16 protein-coding genes are annotated in these 16,664 nt (G+C 75.2%); 8 read left to right on the plus strand and 8 right to left on the minus strand.

The window, feature by feature from the left end; all coding sequences use genetic code 11:
- Window positions 1-30: 30 nt before the first annotated feature.
- Window positions 31-915: an ABC transporter substrate-binding protein gene (locus FHU28_RS18455; protein ID WP_184685799.1), complete on the minus strand. Its 885-nt coding sequence runs from the start codon at window positions 913-915 to the stop codon at window positions 31-33.
- A gap of 184 nt (window positions 916-1,099) precedes the next feature.
- On the opposite strand from FHU28_RS18455, the gene FHU28_RS18460 reads away from it, so the two are divergent.
- From FHU28_RS18460 to FHU28_RS18470, 3 genes are all read left to right on the plus strand, one after another.
- On the plus strand, window positions 1,100-1,798 hold the full coding sequence (locus FHU28_RS18460; protein ID WP_184685800.1) for a hypothetical protein: 699 nt from the start codon (window positions 1,100-1,102) through the stop codon (window positions 1,796-1,798).
- A gap of 60 nt (window positions 1,799-1,858) precedes the next feature.
- Window positions 1,859-2,560: a fasciclin domain-containing protein gene (locus FHU28_RS18465; RefSeq protein ID WP_184685801.1), complete on the plus strand. Its 702-nt coding sequence runs from the start codon at window positions 1,859-1,861 to the stop codon at window positions 2,558-2,560.
- Between the two features lie 98 nt (window positions 2,561-2,658).
- The gene (locus tag FHU28_RS18470) at window positions 2,659-3,585 is read left to right on the plus strand and encodes a diacylglycerol kinase family protein (protein WP_184685802.1); all 927 of its coding nucleotides are present in this window, start codon (window positions 2,659-2,661) and stop codon (window positions 3,583-3,585) included.
- Here FHU28_RS18470 and FHU28_RS18475 read toward each other — a convergent pair.
- Together FHU28_RS18475 and FHU28_RS18480 are read right to left on the minus strand one after the other, a co-directional pair.
- Window positions 3,548-4,558: an EamA family transporter gene (locus FHU28_RS18475; RefSeq protein ID WP_184685803.1), complete on the minus strand. Its 1,011-nt coding sequence runs from the start codon at window positions 4,556-4,558 to the stop codon at window positions 3,548-3,550. The two genes, FHU28_RS18470 and FHU28_RS18475, sit on opposite strands and share 38 nt — an antisense overlap.
- A 69-nt stretch (window positions 4,559-4,627) precedes the next feature.
- Entirely contained in the window at window positions 4,628-5,392 is a 765-nt protein-coding gene (locus tag FHU28_RS18480; protein WP_376700817.1) for an HAD family hydrolase, read from the minus strand.
- A gap of 86 nt (window positions 5,393-5,478) precedes the next feature.
- Here FHU28_RS18480 and FHU28_RS18485 point away from each other — a divergent pair, with 86 nt between their 5' ends.
- The gene (locus FHU28_RS18485; protein WP_184685804.1) at window positions 5,479-8,259 is read left to right on the plus strand and encodes a DEAD/DEAH box helicase; all 2,781 of its coding nucleotides are present in this window, start codon (window positions 5,479-5,481) and stop codon (window positions 8,257-8,259) included.
- A 164-nt stretch (window positions 8,260-8,423) separates the two neighbouring features.
- A complete protein-coding gene (locus FHU28_RS18490; RefSeq protein WP_184685805.1) occupies window positions 8,424-9,311 on the plus strand; it encodes an MHYT domain-containing protein in 888 nt (295 codons plus the stop codon).
- Between the two features lie 133 nt (window positions 9,312-9,444).
- Here FHU28_RS18490 and FHU28_RS18495 read toward each other — a convergent pair whose 3' ends face one another.
- Complete coding sequence (locus FHU28_RS18495; protein WP_184685806.1) at window positions 9,445-10,368, minus strand: 5'-3' exonuclease; 924 nt, start codon at window positions 10,366-10,368, stop codon at window positions 9,445-9,447.
- A 99-nt stretch (window positions 10,369-10,467) separates the two neighbouring features.
- On the opposite strand from FHU28_RS18495, the gene FHU28_RS18500 reads away from it, so the two are divergent.
- Together FHU28_RS18500 and FHU28_RS18505 are read left to right on the plus strand one after the other, a co-directional pair.
- Window positions 10,468-11,553, plus strand: coding sequence for a DUF4037 domain-containing protein (locus FHU28_RS18500; RefSeq protein ID WP_184685807.1), 1,086 nt, complete (start codon window positions 10,468-10,470; stop codon window positions 11,551-11,553).
- A 128-nt stretch (window positions 11,554-11,681) separates the two neighbouring features.
- Window positions 11,682-13,046, plus strand: a complete 1,365-nt coding sequence (locus FHU28_RS18505) for an extracellular catalytic domain type 1 short-chain-length polyhydroxyalkanoate depolymerase (protein ID WP_184685808.1) — start codon at window positions 11,682-11,684, stop codon at window positions 13,044-13,046.
- Between the two features lie 141 nt (window positions 13,047-13,187).
- On the opposite strand, the gene FHU28_RS18510 is transcribed toward FHU28_RS18505, so the two are convergent.
- The 4 genes from FHU28_RS18510 to FHU28_RS18525 all read right to left on the minus strand — a co-directional run bounded on the left by FHU28_RS18510 (window position 13,188) and on the right by FHU28_RS18525 (window position 15,670).
- The gene (locus FHU28_RS18510) at window positions 13,188-13,949 is read right to left on the minus strand and encodes a glycosyltransferase family 2 protein (RefSeq protein ID WP_184685809.1); all 762 of its coding nucleotides are present in this window, start codon (window positions 13,947-13,949) and stop codon (window positions 13,188-13,190) included.
- Window positions 13,950-14,032: 83 nt separating this feature from the next.
- Window positions 14,033-14,671 carry a YdcF family protein gene (locus tag FHU28_RS18515; RefSeq protein ID WP_184685810.1) on the minus strand — a complete coding sequence of 213 codons (639 nt, stop codon included), beginning with the start codon at window positions 14,669-14,671 and terminating at the stop codon, window positions 14,033-14,035.
- A gap of 16 nt (window positions 14,672-14,687) precedes the next feature.
- Window positions 14,688-14,957 (minus strand): DUF4873 domain-containing protein, encoded by a 270-nt coding sequence (locus tag FHU28_RS18520; RefSeq protein ID WP_116510751.1) that lies wholly within the window; start codon window positions 14,955-14,957, stop codon window positions 14,688-14,690.
- On the minus strand, window positions 14,954-15,670 hold the full coding sequence (locus tag FHU28_RS18525) for a TetR family transcriptional regulator (RefSeq protein ID WP_184685811.1): 717 nt from the start codon (window positions 15,668-15,670) through the stop codon (window positions 14,954-14,956). The genes FHU28_RS18520 and FHU28_RS18525 overlap by 4 nt, the downstream gene beginning before the upstream one ends.
- 48 nt (window positions 15,671-15,718) lie before the next feature.
- On the opposite strand from FHU28_RS18525, the gene FHU28_RS18530 reads away from it, so the two are divergent.
- On the plus strand, window positions 15,719-16,621 hold the full coding sequence (locus FHU28_RS18530) for an AurF N-oxygenase family protein (protein WP_184685812.1): 903 nt from the start codon (window positions 15,719-15,721) through the stop codon (window positions 16,619-16,621).
- Window positions 16,622-16,664 lie beyond the last annotated feature (43 nt).

A 16,664-nucleotide genomic window follows, 5' to 3' on the forward strand; every position in this document is an offset into this window, starting at 1 on the left:
CTGAGGACGGGGGCGGGGCGCGGGGCGGGGTCAGGTGATGCGGCGGGCTGCTTGGGGGTGCGGCGGGGGGACCGCGTCGGGGTGCAGGATCGCGGCTGTCGCCTCGGCGCCGTCGACCAGGCGCGGGCCGGCGCGCACGATCAGCCCGTCCGCGTCCAGTGCCCACACCTGCGCGCCGGGGAAGTGCCCGGCCACCGTGGCGGCCTGCTCGGCCGCGCCGTCGAGGTGGAAGCCGCACGGCGCGACGAGCACCACGTCGGGACGGGTGGCCCGCAGGGCGTCCCAGGTGGTCGGGCCGGACCGGGCGCCGGGATGGGTGCCCACCGGCTCGCCGCCGGCCACGTCGACCAGATCGGGGATCCAGTGCCCGGCGCCGAACGGCGGGTCCACCCATTCGACCACCGCGACCCGTGGCCGGGGCCGGCCGGCCACCGCCGCGCGGATCGCCGCGAGCCGGGCGCGCAGTCCGTCGACAAGGGCCTCGGCACGATCGGGCACCCGGGCCGCCGCGCCCACCGCGCGGATCGACTCCAGCACGTCGTCCAGGGTGTACGGGTCCAGCGACAGCACCTCCGCCCGGCACCCGAGGTGGTCCACGGCGTCGGCGACCCGGCCCGAGGGCAGCGCGCAGACACGGCACAGGTCCTGGGTGAGGATCAGGTCCGGGTCCAGCCCGGCCAGTGCCCCGGCGTGCAGCGTGTAGAGGTCGGCGCCGGCCGCGAGCTGCGCCTTGACGTACGCGTCGATCTCGCCGGGGCTCATGCCCCGGGTGTCCCGGCCGCCCACGACCACAGTGGTGCCGGACCGGTACGACGCGGGCACCTCGCATTCGAAGGTGACGCCGACCAGATCGTCACCGATACCCAGCGCGTACACGATCTCGGTGGCGGAGGGGAGCAGGGAGACCAGCCGCATGCCGCCATCATGCCGGTCGCGCGGTCGTCCCCGGTGCGCGGGCACATCGGGTCGCCCTCGGGCCTTGCCGCGACGCCGTACCCGCTTAGACTCTGCTGACTCCGCCGAGCCCCCCGGGCGGTGTGCCGGGGTGCGTCGGCGCCCCGTTCCGGTCAGCACGCTGACCTGCGCTCCGGAGATCCCGATGAAGAGCCGTACCGCCGCCGTCCTGACCGTCCTCTGCGCGGCCACCGCGCTCACCGCCTGCGGTGACGACGAGCCCGCGCCGAAGGGCCAGCAGGTGCCGGTGACCGCCACCGACACCAGTTGCGAGGTCACCACCACGCTGTTCACCCCGGGCACCGTCACCTTCACCGTCACCAACCGGGGTCAGCAGGCCACCGGGGTCTACGTCTACGGCCGCGAGGGTGACGCCTTCACCAAGGTGATCGCCGAGGTGGCGGACGTGCCGGCGGGCCGTACCGGCGACCTGCGTGCCTCGCTGCAGACCGGCACGTACGAGGTGGCCTGCAAGCCGGGCCGGCAGGGCGACGGCGTGCGCACGAAGATCACCGTGTCCGACGACGGCAACCTGGCCAGCGCCGCCGCCGAGGTGGCCTACGACCGGTCGGTGACGATCGAGCTGACCGCCGACGCGATGACCGGGGCGGACGCCCTGATCGCCGAGCCCGGCGAGAAGCTGGCGTTCAAGGTGACGAACAAGACCGCCGGGGCCCGGACGCTGTACGTGCTCAACCCCGAGGGCAAGCGGGTCGCCGAGATGAAGGCGGAGGCGAACGGCACCGCCGAGACGGTGGTGACGCTGGGCGCGGCGGGGGACTGGTCGCTGAAGGTCAAGGGCGACGGTGTGCCGTCGGTGAGCAAGCGGCTGGTGGTCCGCTAGGCGTCGATGGCGAAGTCAGTCGATCCGGGTGCATCCACCGGGGACGGTGCGGGCGAAGCAATGGTCGTGACGACAGTCACGGACCTGGTCGCTTCGACGAAAGGCTCCCCGATGAACATCGCTCGTCTCGCCGCCCGGCTGGCCGTGGGCGCCACGGCTGCGGCGGTGGCCACCACCGCCGTCGCCGTGCCCGCCCAGGCCGGCGCCAAGCAGCCGGGCACCCGGTCGCTGGCCGCCGTGCTCACCGCCGACAAGAGCGGCTTCGACCGCAATGCGCGGGACTTCGACGTGCTCACGAAGGCGGTCCTGACGGTGTTGCAGGCCAAGCCGGACTCGCCGGTGAAGGTGCTCACCGACGGCACCGTTGCGCTCACCGCGTTCGTGCCGAACGACTACGCGTTCCGGGAGCTGGTCCGGGACATCACCGCCGCGAAGAGGCTGCCCGGTGAGCAGGCCGCGTTCGACGCGGTCGCCGGCCTCGGCGTGGACACCGTGGAGGACGTCCTGCTCTACCACGTGGTGCCGGGCGCCACGATCGACCGGAAGGCGGCGCTCAAGGCGGACGGGGCGGACCTGGCCACCGCCCTCGGCGCCACCGTCGAGGTGGACGTGAAGCGCTGCTGGTACGGCCGCGAGGTGCGCCTGGTCGACGCCGACACCAGCGACCGCAACGCCAAGGTGGTGCGGTACGACATCAACAGGGGCAACAAGCAGATCGCGCACGCCGTGGACCGCGTGCTGCGCCCGATCGACCTGCCCTGAACCACCCCCGCGACGGCGCCCGGCACCCCGTGCCGGGCGCCGTCGGCGTACGCCGGCCGTGGCGACGCTCTGGTGGCCCGCGCGACCCGTGCCGTACGGTGCTCGCCGTGACCGCGCACGATCATGTCCCGCCCGGTCCCGTCGCCGTGCTCGCCAACCCGAGCGCCGGCCGGGGACGGCACCGAGGGCTGCTGCCCCGCATCCTGGAGCGCCTGGGTGCCGCCGGCCGGCCGGTCGAGCTGCTGCGCGCGCGTACCCCTGCCGAGGCGGAGGCGGCGTGCCACGCCGCGGTGGCGGACGGCGCCGGGGCGCTGGTCACTGTGGGTGGCGACGGCACCGTGCACCGCGCGTTGCAGGCGGTCGCCGGCACGGTCGTGCCGCTCGGGCCGGTCCCGGCGGGCACCGGCAACGACTTCGCGGTGGAGACCGGATTCCCGGCCGACCCGGCAGCAGCGGTCGAGGTGATCGCCGAGGCGCTCGCCACCGGCCGGACCCGCCCGGTCGACCTGGCCCGGCTGTCCCGGCCCGGCGTCCCCGACCGCTGGTACGGCGCCGTGCTCGCCGCCGGGTTCGACGCCATCGTCAACGAGCGGGCCAACCGGATGCGCTGGCCGCGCGGTCCCCGCCGGTACGACCTGGCGATCGTGGTCGAGCTGGCCAAGCTGCGGCCACGCCGCTACCGCCTGTCACTGGACGGGGTGCCGCAGGAGGTGGACGCGGTGCTGATCGCGGTCGGCAACGTGGCCAGCTACGGCGGTGGCATGCGGATCTGCCCGGAAGCCGACCCGCACGACGGCCTGCTGGACGTGGTGGTCGGCGGCCGGTTCGACAGGCGCACGCTGATGCGGGTCAAGCCGCAGATCTACCGGGGCACGCACGTCACGCATCCGCTGGTGCGCGCGTACCGGGCACGGACCGTGGAGCTGGACACCGACGGCATCACCACGTACGCCGACGGGGAGCGCGCGTTCGACCTGCCGGTGACCGTCACGGCCGCGCCGGCGGCGCTGCGGCTGCTGCGCTGACCGGCGGGTCCGGCGCGACCGCCGGGTCCATGCCCGAGGGTGGCACTGCGGCGTCCGGCGGCACCGGGACGGCCGCTGGCGGCGCGGCGGACGGAGCGGGTCCGGTGGGGGAGGCGGCGGCGCGGACCGCGCCGGCGCTCGCGGCGACCACCAGCACGATCGCGAGCACCTCGACCGGGTGCAGCGCCTGGCCGAGCACCAGCCAGCCGGCCACCGCGGCGATCGCCGGGCCGAGGCTCATCATGACCGCGAACGTCGCGGTGGGCAGCCGCCGCAGCGCCGCCAGCTCCAGGCTGTACGGCAGCACCGAGGCGAGCAGCGCCAGCGCGGTCCCGAGCCCCAGCACCGCCGGGTCGGCGAGCCGCCCGCCCGAGTCGGCCAGCCCGAACGGCAGCGTGAGGAGGGCGGCGAAGGTCAGCGCGAGGGCCAGCCCGTCGGCGCCGGGGAACCGCGCGCCGATCCGCGCCGAGCAGACGATGTACGCGGCCCACATGGCCCCCGCCGTCAGCGCCAGCGCCGCGCCGACCGGGTCGAGCCGGTCGAACCCGCCCTGCCCGAGCAGGGCCACCCCGCCCAGCGCCAGCGCGGCCCAGAACCAGGCCGCCGCCCGGCGCGCGCCGAACACGGACAGCGCCAGCGGGCCGAGCACCTCCAGCGTCACGGCCGGACCGAGCGGGATCCGCTCGATCGCCTGGTAGAAGATCGAGTTCATGCCGGCCAGGGCCAGCCCGAACGCGACAACGGCGGCCCAGTCGCGGCGCCCGTACCCGCGCACCCGGGGGCGGCACACCACGAGCATCAGCAGCGCGCCGATGGTCAGCCGTAGCGTCACCGCCCCGGCCACCCCGGTACGCGGGAACAGCAGCGCCGCCAGCGCGGAGCCGAACTGCACCGACAGCGCCCCGCCGAGCACCAGCGCGACCCCGCCGAGCCGGCCCGGCACACGCGGCGGCAAGGGGTGGGCACCGGTCATGCCCCTGACGTTAGCCGGTGCTCCCGGACGAGTTTCCGCCGCTCACCCCACCTGGCCCGGGGTGAGCGCTCAGCCGGCCCCGGCCAGGTCGAGCACCGCGCCGAGCCCGTTCGGGCGGCCGGCGTCGGCGCACGGCAGCACCAGCACCCCGCACCCGGCCGCGACCGCGCCCGCGTCGGCCGGGGTGTCGCCCACCATCAGGGTGCGCTCCGGGTCGACGCCGAGCATCCCGCAGGCCCGCAGGAAGATGCCCGGGTCCGGCTTGCAGCGTCCCACCTCGTACGACAGCGCGTACGCGTCGACCAGCGCGTCGAGATCCCAGGCGGCGAACAGCGGCCGCAGGTCGAAACCGATGTTGCTGACCACCGCCACCTTCACCCCGGCGGTCCGCAGCGCGCCGAGCACCGGCGCGGTGTCCGGGTACGGCACCCAGCCCGCGGGCACCAGCACCCGCTCGTAGAGCGCGTCGGCGAACCCGTCGATGCCGGTGTCCACGGTCTCGGCCAGCCCGGTGTAGGCGCCCCGGTGGGCGTGCGGGTAGAGATCGCGGTCGGCCCACAACTCGGCCAGCCGGGGCGGTACCCGGGCCGGCAGCGGGCCGCCCGCGCGCCCGGCGGTGAGCAGCCGGTCGGCGAGCGACGTGGCCCGGATCCGGTCCAGCTCGACCCCGCAGGCGTCCGCGGCTGCGAGCACCCAGGCCAGCGGCTCCTCGACCTGGGCGAGGGTGCCGTGGAAGTCGAAGAGCACCGCCTCCACGGGCCGGCGGGACGGGCGCGGGCCCACGACGTCGTCGGCGCCGCTGGCGGCATGGGGCAGTTCGGTACGGTCCGGCACGTCGTGCACCCTACCGACCCGCTCCGACCGTCCTGCCGGACGGCCTTGACCGGTACTCGTCGGCCGTACCGATTAATCTTGGATCCATGTCGAGCCCCGCCGAGCGGTACGCCGCGGCGCGCCGCCGGGCCGCGCAGGCCTCCGCCTTCCCGGCCCTGGACGAATTCTCCCTGGATCTCGGGTTCGATCTCGACGACTTCCAGCGCGAGGCGTGCGAGGCGCTGGAGCGGGGCAGCGGCGTGCTGGTCTGCGCGCCCACCGGCGCCGGCAAGACCGTGGTGGGGGAGTTCGCGGTGCACCTGGCGCTGCGCGGCCGGCCCGGCGGCGACGCGCCGGCGGCCCGGCGCAAGTGCTTCTACACCACGCCGATCAAGGCGCTGTCCAACCAGAAGTACCACGACCTGGTGGACCGCTACGGCGCCGAGCAGGTCGGCCTGCTCACCGGTGACAACGCGATCAACGGCGACGCGCCGGTGGTGGTGATGACCACCGAGGTGCTGCGCAACATGCTCTACGCCAGCTCGGCCACCCTCGAAGGCCTGGCGTACGTGGTGATGGACGAGGTCCACTACCTGGCCGACCGGTTCCGCGGCGGGGTCTGGGAAGAGGTGATCATCCACCTGCCGGAGTCGGTCACCCTCGTCTCGCTGTCGGCCACCGTCTCCAACGCGGAGGAGTTCGCCGACTGGCTGGTCACCGTACGCGGCGAGACCGCCGTGGTGGTCTCCGAGCACCGCCCGGTGCCGCTGTGGCAGCACATGCTCGTCGGCAAGCGGATGTTCGACCTGTTCCACGACGCCGACGCCGCCCGCAAGCACGACGTGCACCCGGAGCTGCTGCGCTACACCCGGGACACGATGCGCCGGCTGGAGCTGGGCGAGGGCCGCAGCGCCGGCCCCGGCGGCGGGCGGCGCGGCCCGCGCTGGCGTGGCCCGATGCGCCCGGACATCGTCGACCGGCTCGACCGGGAAGGGCTGCTGCCGGCGATCCTGTTCATCTTCAGCCGGGCCGGCTGCGACGCCGCCGTGCAGCAGTGCCTCGCCGCCGGGCTGCGGCTGACCTCACCGGAGGAACGCGCCGAGATCCGCCGGGTGGTCGAGTCCCGGGTCACCGCCATCCCCGGCGAGGACCTGTCCGTGCTGGGCTACTGGGAGTGGCTCGACGGGCTGGAGCGCGGGCTGGCCGCGCACCACGCCGGCATGCTCCCGGCGTTCAAGGAGGTCGTCGAGGAGCTGTTCGTCCGCGGGCTGGTCAAGGCCGTCTTCGCCACCGAGACGCTCGCGCTGGGCATCAACATGCCGGCCCGGTGCGTGGTGCTGGAACGCCTGGTCAAGTTCAACGGCGAGGCCCACGTCGACCTCACCCCGGGCGAGTACACCCAGCTCACCGGCCGGGCCGGCCGCCGGGGCATCGACGTCGAGGGCCACGCGGTCGTGGTCTGGTCGCCGGAGACCGACCCCCGGCACGTCGCCGGGCTCGCCTCCACCCGCACCTACCCGCTGCGTTCCAGCTTCCGGCCGTCGTACAACATGGCCGTCAACCTGGTCGGCAGCGTCGGCGCGGCGCCGGCCCGGGAACTGCTGGAGTCCTCGTTCGCACAGTTCCAGGCGGACCGGTCGGTGGTCGGCCTGGCCCGGCAGGTGCAGCGCAACACCGAGACCATCGAGGCGTACGGCGCGGAGGCCGCCTGCCACCACGGCGACTTCGACGAGTACTTCGCGCTGCGGGTGGCTATCGCCGACCGGGAACGGGCCATCGCCCGGCAGGGGCAGACCCAGCGCAAGGCGGCGGCTGTCGCCTCGCTGGAGCGGCTGCGGGTGGGCGACGTGATCCGGGTGCCGTCCGGGCGGCGGGCCGGCCTGGCAGTGGTGCTGGACCCGGCCACCGGCGGGTTCGGCGAGCCCCGGCCGCTGGTGCTCACCCAGGACCGCTGGGCCGGGCGGGTCACCCCGGGTGACTTCACCACCCCGGCGGAGGTGCTGACCCGCATCCGGGTGCCGAAGCACTTCAACCACCGCTCGCCCGCGGCCCGCCGGGACCTGGCCGCAGCGGTCAGCGGCACCGGACTGGACCGGCACGGCGGCCGGCGGGGCGGCCGGTCCCGCCAGGCGGCGGGGGAGGACCACCGGCTCAGCCAGCTCCGGGTCGAGCTGCGCGCGCATCCCTGCCACGCCTGCCCGGACCGGGAGGAGCACGCCCGCTGGGCGGAGCGGCGGCGGCGGCTGGAACGCGACACCGAGGAGCTGCGCGAGCGGGTGTCCGGGCGGACCGGCTCGCTGGCCCGTACCTTCGACCGGATCGTGGCGTTGCTGACCGCGCGCGGCTACCTGGCCGCCGACGGCGAGGTCACCGACGCCGGCCGGACGCTGGCCCGGATCTGGACCGAGGCCGACCTGCTGGTGGCCGAGTGCCTGCGCCGCCGGGTGTGGGACGGCCTGTCCCCGGCGGAGCTGGCCGCCGCCGTGTCGGTGGTGGTCTTCGAGGCCCGGCGCGACGTCGACGAGCGGGCGTCGTTGCCGCGCGGCGGGGTCGCCGACGCGGTCGACGAGACGCTCAAGCTGTGGGGCGACATCGAGGCCGACGAGGCCGCGCGCGGCCTGGCGGTGACCCGCGAGCCGGATCTCGGGTTCGCCTGGCCGATCTACCGGTGGGCGCGCGGCGAGGCGCTGGCCAAGGTGCTCGCCAGCGGGCACCAGATCGACGGGGAGATGCCGGCCGGCGACTTCGTCAGGTGGGCGCGCCAGGTGGTCGACCTGCTCGGCCAGGTCGCCGATTCCGGCGGCGCCTCCGCCGAGCTGCGCGGCACCGCGCGGCAGGCCATCGCGGCAGTCAACCGGGGCGTGCTGGCCTACCACGCCTCAGCCTGATGGGCACTTCCGGTCATTCGTAGACGGGAATCGACGCATCGCTGCGTCACTGCGGCAACACCCGGCGAACATTCGGGGGGCCGATGTAACCGCAGGTCAGTGGCTGCCCGATCATTGCCCGGGGCGCCGTGCTTCGCGCTCGGCCGATGTGAGGAAAGGGCGTCGTGGGCGAGATCAATCACTTTGAGTACGGGTGGATCACACCCGCGCTCAGCTACGCGTTGTCAGTGCTCGGCTCGGCGCTCGGGCTGGTGTGCGCCGGACGGATCCGGACCGCCACGAGCGGCGGCCAGCGCGTCTGGTGGGGCCTGCTCGCCGCGTGGGCGCTGGGCGGCACCGCCATCTGGGCGATGCACTTCATGGCGATGCTCGGGTTCGCCGTCGCCGGCACCCGCATCCGCTACGACGTGCCGCTGACGGCGGCCAGCACCGCGATCGCGGTGGCGGCGGTCGGCATCGGGCTGGCGATCGTGGGCACCGGCCGGCTCACCGTGCCCCGGCTGCTGGCCGGCGGGTTCTTCACCGGCGGCGGCGTGGCCGCCATGCACTACACCGGCATGGCCGCGATGCGCCTGGACGGCTCGCTCGGCTACGACCCGCTGCGGGTGACGCTGTCGGTGGTCATCGCGGTCGTGGCGGCCACGGTGGCGCTCTGGCTGGCGACGACCGTCCGGCGGGCGCTCGCCATCGGCGCGTCGGCGCTGGTCATGGGCGTCGCGGTCAACGGCATGCACTTCACCGGCATGAGCGCGCTGTCGGTGCACCTGCACGAGAGCCGCGGCCCGGCGTCCGGCACCGAGGTGAGCGGACTGCTGGTGCCGATCGTGCTGGCCGTGATCTTCGGCGTGGTGGGGCTCGTCTACGCGCTGCTCGCCGCGCCGTCGGACGACGACCGGGCCGGGGCCGCGTACGTCAGCTCGCGGCTCGGTGAGGCGCCGCAGACAGTCGCCGCCGAGCCCGCGCCGGACCCGGTCGGCCTGCGTGCCCGGTCGACGCTGGCGCAGCCCGGTGCCCAGTTCCCGTCCCGCCGCAACACCGACCGCCGCCCGTGATCAACTGACCACTTTCGGTCACCCGGGCACCCGGCTGATCGACACCAGCTCGGGGAGTGGGGGGTCGACGGGCCTCGGACGCGGCGACGTCGGCCAACCGGTGGGGACCAGACGGCCGGGCGACGGGTGGCCGTCAGTCGCGGGACGTGGCCAGCGCGTCGACCAGGCGGCGGCACGAGCCGGCCAGGTTCCAGCGCTGCGCCAGCTCCAGCAGCCGGTCCGGGTCGGCGGGGGACGTCGGCAGCGCCGGGTCCAGCTCGGGCAGCGGCACGTCGGTGGCGACCCGGACCACCTTCGGCGCCACCGCCAGGTAGTCGCGGGCGGCGTCGAGCTTGGCGCGCAGCCCGGGGGCGAAGCCGGAGCGGGGATCGTCGAGCGCGGCCAGGATGCCGTCGAGCCCGCCGTAGCGGTCGATCAGCCGGGCGGCGGTCTTCTCGCCCACCCCGGTCACGCCGGGCAACCCGTCGCTGGGATCGCCGCGCAGCGCCGCGAAGTCGGCGTACCGGTCGGCGGGCACGCCGTAGCGGGCCCGCACCGCCGCGTCGTCGCAGTCGTCCAGCTTGGCCACGCCCCGCCCGACGTAGAGCAGCCGCACCGGGCGCGCGTCGTCGACGAGCTGGAACAGGTCGCGGTCGCCGGAGACCACCTCGACCGGGCCGGGCTGGGTCACCGAGAGCGTGCCGAGCACGTCGTCGGCCTCGTAGCCGGTGGCACCCACGGCGGGGATGCCGAGCGCGTCGAGGACCTCCAGGATCATCGGCACCTGCGGGGACAGCGTGTCCGGCACGACCTCGCCACCCTCGGGCGCGACCCGGTGCGCCTTGTAGGACGGCAGCAGCTCCACCCGCCACGCCGGCCGCCAGTCGTGGTCCATCGCGCAGATCATCCGGTCGGGCCGGCGGGTGCGCACCAGCTGGGCGAGCATGTCGAGGAAACCGCGCACGGCGTTTACCGGCTGGCCGTCGCCGGTCTTCGCCGCCGACTCGGGAATGCCGAAGTAGGCGCGGAAGTAGAGGCTGGGGGAGTCGATCAGGAGGATCGGCTGTCGGTGTGCCACGGCGGCAAGCCTTCCACAGCCCTGTGACGAGATGGGGGAGGCGGCCGCCGGACCGGAAACCCGGACGCGCGCGGGGCGTCCGGTGCGCAGACTGGCGGGGTGAGTTTCGTACCCGGCCTGACCCTGGCCCGCCAGTTCCACGACGAGGTGGTGGGTCCGCTGCTGGCCCGGCGGCTGCCCGGCCTGCGCTACGCCGCCGGCCTGCTCGACGGCGGCTCCGAGCTGCTCGGCCTCGACACGCCCCGCTCCACCGACCACGACTGGGGGCCGCGTACCCAGGTCTTCGTGGGGAGCGCCCACGACGTGGCGCCGGTACGGGCGGCGCTGGACGCGGAGTTGCCGGCGCGCTTCCTCGGCTGGCCGACCCGGTACGCCGGTGGCCCGGCGGCACGGCTCGGCACCGTCCACGCCGACGGTGACCGGCACGGCGTGACAGTGGACGAGCTGGGCGCGTGGTGGCGTGACCGGCTTGGCGCCGACCCGCGGGCCGGCATGGCGGTGGCGGACTGGCTGGCGGCGCCGACGCAGCGGCTGGCGGAGCTGACCGGGGGAGCGGTGTTCCACGACGGGCTCGACGGGGCGCTCACCGCCGCCCGTGCCGCGCTGGCCTGGTATCCGGACGACGTGTGGCGGCACGTGCTGGCGTCCGGGTGGCAGCGGGTCGCGCAGGCCGAGCACCTTGCGGGCCGGTGCGCCGAGGTCGGCGACGAGCTGGGCAGCCGGGTGGTGGCGGCCGGGCTGGCCCGGGATCTGATGCGCCTCGGGCTGCTGCTGCGCCGCCGCTGGCCCCCGTACGCGAAGTGGCTCGGCACGGTGTTCGCGACGCTGCCGGGCGCGGCGCCGGTGGTGGACGGGCTCGCCGCCGCGCTCGGTCCGGGCGACTGGGCGGCCCGCGAGCCGGGCCTGGTGCGGGCGCTGGAGACGGTGGCCGGGTGGACCAACGACGCCGCTCTGGCTCCGCCGGTGGACCCGGCCGCCCGGCCCTTCCACGACCGGCCGTTCCTGGTGCTCGACGCGGGCCGGTTCGTCGAGGCGCTGCGCGCCGCGACCACCGATCCGCAGTTGCGCGGCCGGCCGCCGGTCGGCGCGGTGGACCAGTACGTCGACAACGTGGACGTGCTCACCCATCCGGGGCGGGCCCGCCGGGTGGCCGCGGCGGTTGTCGGTCCGCCCGGCCGGGCCTAGACTGCGATCGGGTCGCAACGATCAGCGACCGTCTATCTCGTCTCCGAGGGTCCGGGCCGCCCTTCGTGGGCGCCTCGCCGGCGAGAACGCCGCGGCGCGCGGCGTTCCCACCACCCGAGGAGAACCGCATGCTGTCCAGAAGGAGCAGACTCCGGCTGCTCGGCGCGGCGCTGGCCGCGGCCGGGCTCGCCGTCGCGGCGGCGCTCGCCGTGCCCGGCCCCGCGTCGGCGGCGTCGCTGACCGAGGTGACGAACTTCGGCACGAACCCGAGCAACCTGCGCATGTACCTGTACGTCCCGGACACCGTCGCGGCCCGCCCCGGGCTGCTGGTGGTGAACCACTACTGCACCGGCAGCGGCCCGGCCATGTACTCGGGCACCCAGTTCGCGGCGCTCGCCGACCGGTACGGCTACATCGTGGTCTACCCGTCGGTCACGCGCAGCAGCAAGTGCTTCGACGTCTCGTCGCCGCAGGCGCTGCGCCGCGACGGCGGCAGCGACCCGGTGGGCATCAAGTCCATGGTGGACTACGTGCGGCAGCGCTACCCGGTCGACTCGCAGCGGATCTTCACCACCGGCACCTCGTCCGGCGCGATGATGACGAACGTGCTGCTCGGGGACTACCCGGACGTGTTCCGCGCCGGGGCGGCCTTCGCCGGGGTGCCGTTCGGCTGCTTCGCCACCACGAACGGCTCGGAGTGGAACAGCGAGTGCGCCAACGGCCAGGTGCTGAAGACCCCCCAGCAGTGGGGCGACCTGGTCCGCAACGCCTACCCGGGCTACACCGGCGCGCGTCCGCGCATGCAGATCTGGCACGGAACCGACGACGAGACGCTCCGCTACCCGAACTTCGGCGAGCAGATCGACCAGTGGACGAACGTGAACGGGCTGAGCCAGACGCCCGCGTACACGGACAGCCCGCAGTCCGGCTACACGCGCACCCGCTACGGCGGCACCGGCGGCACCGCGACCGTCGAGGCGATCAGCATGCAGGGCGTCACGCACAACCTGCCGGTGGACGCGGCCCAGGCCATCCGCTTCTTCGGCCTGGACACCGCGCCGCCGACCAGCCCGCCGCCCACCACGGCCGTGCCCACCACGCCCCCGCCCACGACGCCCCCGCCGACCACGCCGCCGCCCACCACGGCGCCGCCGCCCACGACGCCGCCGCCGTCGGGGGCCTGCCGGGTCGGGTACGTGGTGAACGCCTGGAACAACGGCCTCACCGCCTCGGTGACGATCACCAACACGTCCACCACGGCGATCAACGGCTGGAGCCTCGCGTTCACGCTGCCGAGCGGCCAGACGATCACCGGCGGCTGGAACGCCACGTACAGCCCGTCCAGCGGCGCGGTGACCGCCCGCAACGTCTCCTACAACCCGGTGATCGGACCGGGCGGCTCGGTGGACATCGGCTTCCAGGCCACCCACACCGGCAACGCCGGTAGACCCGGCTCGTTCACGCTCAACGGAAGCCCCTGCACGGCCGCCTGACCGGCGCGCCGCCGTCGTGGCGGCATCACCGGTCCGGGTGATGCCGCCACCCGGCCGCGTCCACGCCGATCGCAGCGGGCGCGGCAGGGCTGAGCCCGGTGGCGGACATCCTGATCACCGGGCCGTCGCCGCGCGAGCAGCTCAGGGAGTTCGAGTCGCAGCTGCGGGACGCGACGTCGTGACGCCGGCGTCCGGGACCCGCCCGGGGTGGGCACGGCCGGCCAGCCGGGCCGCGGCGAAACCGACCAGCGGGCGGTAGATCCGCACCGAGTCGGCGAGCGCGGAGAAGTGCGAACCCGCGTTGCCCGCGTGGTAGCGGGTGGCGATGTCCACCTGCTCGATCGGCAGCCCGGCGCCCACCGCGCGCAGCAGCACGTCCATCTCGTACTCGAAGCGGTCACCGGGGATCGTGACCAGCCAGTCCAGCAACCCGGCCGGGTACGCCCGCAGGCCGGTCTGGGTGTCCCGCACGTCGCGCCCGGTCGCCAGCCGGAACGCGACCCGGGTCGCGGCGTTGCCGAACCGGCTGCGCGCCGGCACCTCGCCGTCGAAGCGGCGGACGCCGAGCGTCGTCGCTCCGGTGGCGCGCATCCGCTCGGCCACGCGAACCACGTCCTCCACGCGATGCTGCCCGTCGGCGTCCACACAGACCACGTCGTGTCCCGGGTGCTTCGCGGTGGCGTACCGGAAGCCGGTGCGCAGCACCACGCCCTTGCCCCGGTTGACCCGGCGGCGCAGCACCTCCGCGCCCCGGTCGCGGGCCGCGCCGAGCACCCCGGCGGCGGCCGGGCCGCTGCCGTCGTCCACGACCAGCACCCGCGCCCCGGGCAGCGCGGCCCGCAGGTCGGTGACCAGCGGCGGAAGCCGGTCACCCGGTCGGTACACCGGCACGAGCACGATCACGGAACCTCCCCGGTCTCCTCGCCCGCCGGCACGCTCCGCCGGGTCGATCGGGGAGCGTCGTACCCCCGGCGGGCGGCGGCGAATCACCGGCCGGGAGTGAGGCGTCCGATCCGGTCGGCCGCGCGGGCCAGCGCGCGTTCGCGGCGCAGCGACGCCTCCGGGGTACGCACGCCGAGATAGCCGAGCCGGCTGAGCGCCCGGACAGCACGCTCGCGCCGGGCCGGCACCGGGTCGGGCGCGGTCACCGGCACGTCGGCCAGCGCCGGGCCGGACAGGCCGAGCACGCGCGCGGCGAGCAGCCGGACGCGGGGCAGGTGCCACGGGTGCGTGACCAGCCCGAGCGGGCGCCGCGCGGTGAACTCGGCCGCGCCGAGCAGCCCGTCCTGCATCGTGTGCGCCAGGTTCTGCAGCGTGGTGCGGGACCGGGTCTCGGCCGCCGACCGGGCGTACGCGTCGAGGCCGGCGTCGCGGGCCAGCGCCCGCATCAGCTCGCCCTCGCGGAATCCGGGCGGCGGGCCGGGCGCGCCGCCCGGGCCGTGCGGCCAGCCGCCGGTGAACACCACCCGGGCTCCGGGCGTGCGGCGGAACTCCTCGGCGTGCGCCCGGACGTACGCCACAGCGGCCTCGGTGCGCGCGACGCTCTCGGCGGTGAGCCGGTAGCCGTCGTCGCCGGCCACCACGCCGCGCCCGAAGACCAGCAGGACAGTGGCGGTCGGCGTCATCCCCTCACGGTACGTGTCACTCCTCCTCCGGCGGCCAGGGCGGCGCACCGACGCCGGTGATGCGTACCCCGCCCCACGGGTCCACCTCGGTCAGCCGGGCCCGGGTGACCCGCTCGCCGATGCGGACCTCCACGTCTCGGCGGCCGGAGCGCAGCAGCCGCACCAGGCGTGGCTCCGGCTCGACGCGCCCGGCCCAGTGGTAGCGCCCGTCGACCGGCTCCCACCGGCCGCCGGCGTGCAGCCGCACCGCCGTGCCGGCCACCTCGGCCGTGCCCTGCCAGGTCACCTGTCGATCCGCTCGTGCGCGCGGGTCAGCTCCGGCGGCAGGTCCGCGCCGCGCCGTACCCCCTCGATGCCGCTCCACAGCAGCGTGGTCAGGTACTCGGTGAGCGCGGACCGGTGGATCGGCTGCCCGTGCGTGGTCCACCAGTCGCCGACCGCCTGCACGAACCCGACCAGCCCGTACGCCCACGGCTCGGCCGGTCCGGCGTCGAGGCCGAGCGCGCGCAGCCGGTCGCCGATGACCCGGGCCAGTCCGGTGGCGACCTGCCGGCTGGTGCCGGTGACCACCTGCTGGATGCCGGGGTGGCCGGACTCGTGCACCAGGAACCGGTAGAGCGAGGGCTCGAACTCCACCACGCTCAGGTACGCGTCGATGGTCGCCTCGACCAGCGCCCGCTCCTCGCGGACCTGCTCCACGGCGGGCGCGACCGCGGCCACCACGCGCTCGGCGACCATCTCGCTGACCGCCAGCCAGAGCTGCGCCTTGTCGGCGAAGTAGCGGTAGAGCACCGGTTTGCTGACCCCGGCGGTGGCCGCGACCTGGTCCATGTCGACGCTCGGGCCGTGCCGCAGCAGCGCCTGGACGGCGGCGGCGATGAGTTCCTGCCGGCGCTGCTCGCGGTGGTCCGCCCAGCGGTCGCGCCGCCCACCGGAGCGGGGCGGGGACGGCTCGCGGGGAGCGTCGGGGCCATTGACATCGGTGGTGGTGCGTCGCATGCTACCACTCGTAACAGTTACTGGAAGTTACGTCAACATGGAGGGGCCATGGAGCGGACGACGGCCGGATTCCCGCGCGAGGCGGTCGCCGATCGCCTCCTCACCGCCTCCGTGCGCACCAGCTACGACCCCATGGTGGACATCGACTGGTCGGCGCCGCCCGCGCCCGGCGCGTACTGGCTGCCGCCGGAGCGCAGCAGCCTCTACGGCACGCCCCTGTGGGACGCGATGACCGAGGAGCAGCGGATCGAGCTGACCAAGCACGAGGTCGCCAGCGCCGCCAGCGCCGGGATCTGGTTCGAGACGATCCTCATGCAGATGCTGATCCGGCAGTACTACGACGCGGATCCGACCAGCCGGCACGCCCAGTACGCGCTCACCGAGGTCGCCGACGAGTGCCGGCACTCCATCATGTTCGGCCGGCTCATCGAGGCCACCGGCGCGCCCGTCTACCGCGCCGAGCCCGTCGACCACCTGCTCGGGCGCTGGCTCAAGGCCACGGCGACCGGCCCGCAGATGTACGCGGCCATCCTCATCGCCGAGGAGATCCTCGACGCGTTCCAGCGCGAGATCATGGCCGACGAGTCGCTGCAGCCGCTGATCCGGATGGTGTCCCGCATCCACGTGGTCGAGGAGGCCCGGCACGTGCGCTTCGCCCGCGACGAGCTGGCCCGGCAGGTGGAGGCGTCCGGGCCGGTCGCGCTCGCGTACGCACGGCTGGTGATCGGGCGGGCCGCGTACTCGATCACGCGGCGGCTGGTGCACCCCCGGGCGTACGCGGCGGTCGGGATCGACCCGGCGGCCGGTCACGCCGCGGCGCGGGCCAACCCGTACTGGCGGGCCACGCTGCGCTGGTCGGCCCAGCGGATCGCCGACCACCTGACCGAGCTGGGCCTGGTGGCCGGGCCGGGCCGGCTGCTGTGGCGCCGGGCCGGGCTGATCGAGGGCTGACCGGCGGCGACCCGAAGGGGAAAGGATCGCCGCCGGTCGCCCG

It is taken from the genome of Micromonospora echinospora, from assembly GCF_014203425.1.
In the GTDB taxonomy this organism is placed as follows: domain Bacteria; phylum Actinomycetota; class Actinomycetes; order Mycobacteriales; family Micromonosporaceae; genus Micromonospora; species Micromonospora echinospora_A.

What these genes read in the sequence shown, in the direction of transcription:
- FHU28_RS18485 (WP_184685804.1), top strand. Translation starts at nt 5,479, where the DNA reads ATGTCGAGCCCCGCCGAGCGGTACGCCGCGGCGCGCCGCCGGGCCGCG.
- FHU28_RS18460 (WP_184685800.1), top strand. Translation starts at nt 1,100, where the DNA reads ATGAAGAGCCGTACCGCCGCCGTCCTGACCGTCCTCTGCGCGGCCACC.
- FHU28_RS18505 (WP_184685808.1), top strand. Translation starts at nt 11,682, where the DNA reads ATGCTGTCCAGAAGGAGCAGACTCCGGCTGCTCGGCGCGGCGCTGGCC.
- FHU28_RS18475 (WP_184685803.1), bottom strand. Translation starts at nt 4,558, where the DNA reads ATGACCGGTGCCCACCCCTTGCCGCCGCGTGTGCCGGGCCGGCTCGGC.
- FHU28_RS18515 (WP_184685810.1), bottom strand. Translation starts at nt 14,671, where the DNA reads ATGACGCCGACCGCCACTGTCCTGCTGGTCTTCGGGCGCGGCGTGGTG.
- FHU28_RS18455 (WP_184685799.1), bottom strand. Translation starts at nt 915, where the DNA reads ATGCGGCTGGTCTCCCTGCTCCCCTCCGCCACCGAGATCGTGTACGCG.
- FHU28_RS18525 (WP_184685811.1), bottom strand. Translation starts at nt 15,670, where the DNA reads ATGCGACGCACCACCACCGATGTCAATGGCCCCGACGCTCCCCGCGAG.
- FHU28_RS18465 (WP_184685801.1), top strand. Translation starts at nt 1,859, where the DNA reads ATGGTCGTGACGACAGTCACGGACCTGGTCGCTTCGACGAAAGGCTCC.
- FHU28_RS18530 (WP_184685812.1), top strand. Translation starts at nt 15,719, where the DNA reads ATGGAGCGGACGACGGCCGGATTCCCGCGCGAGGCGGTCGCCGATCGC.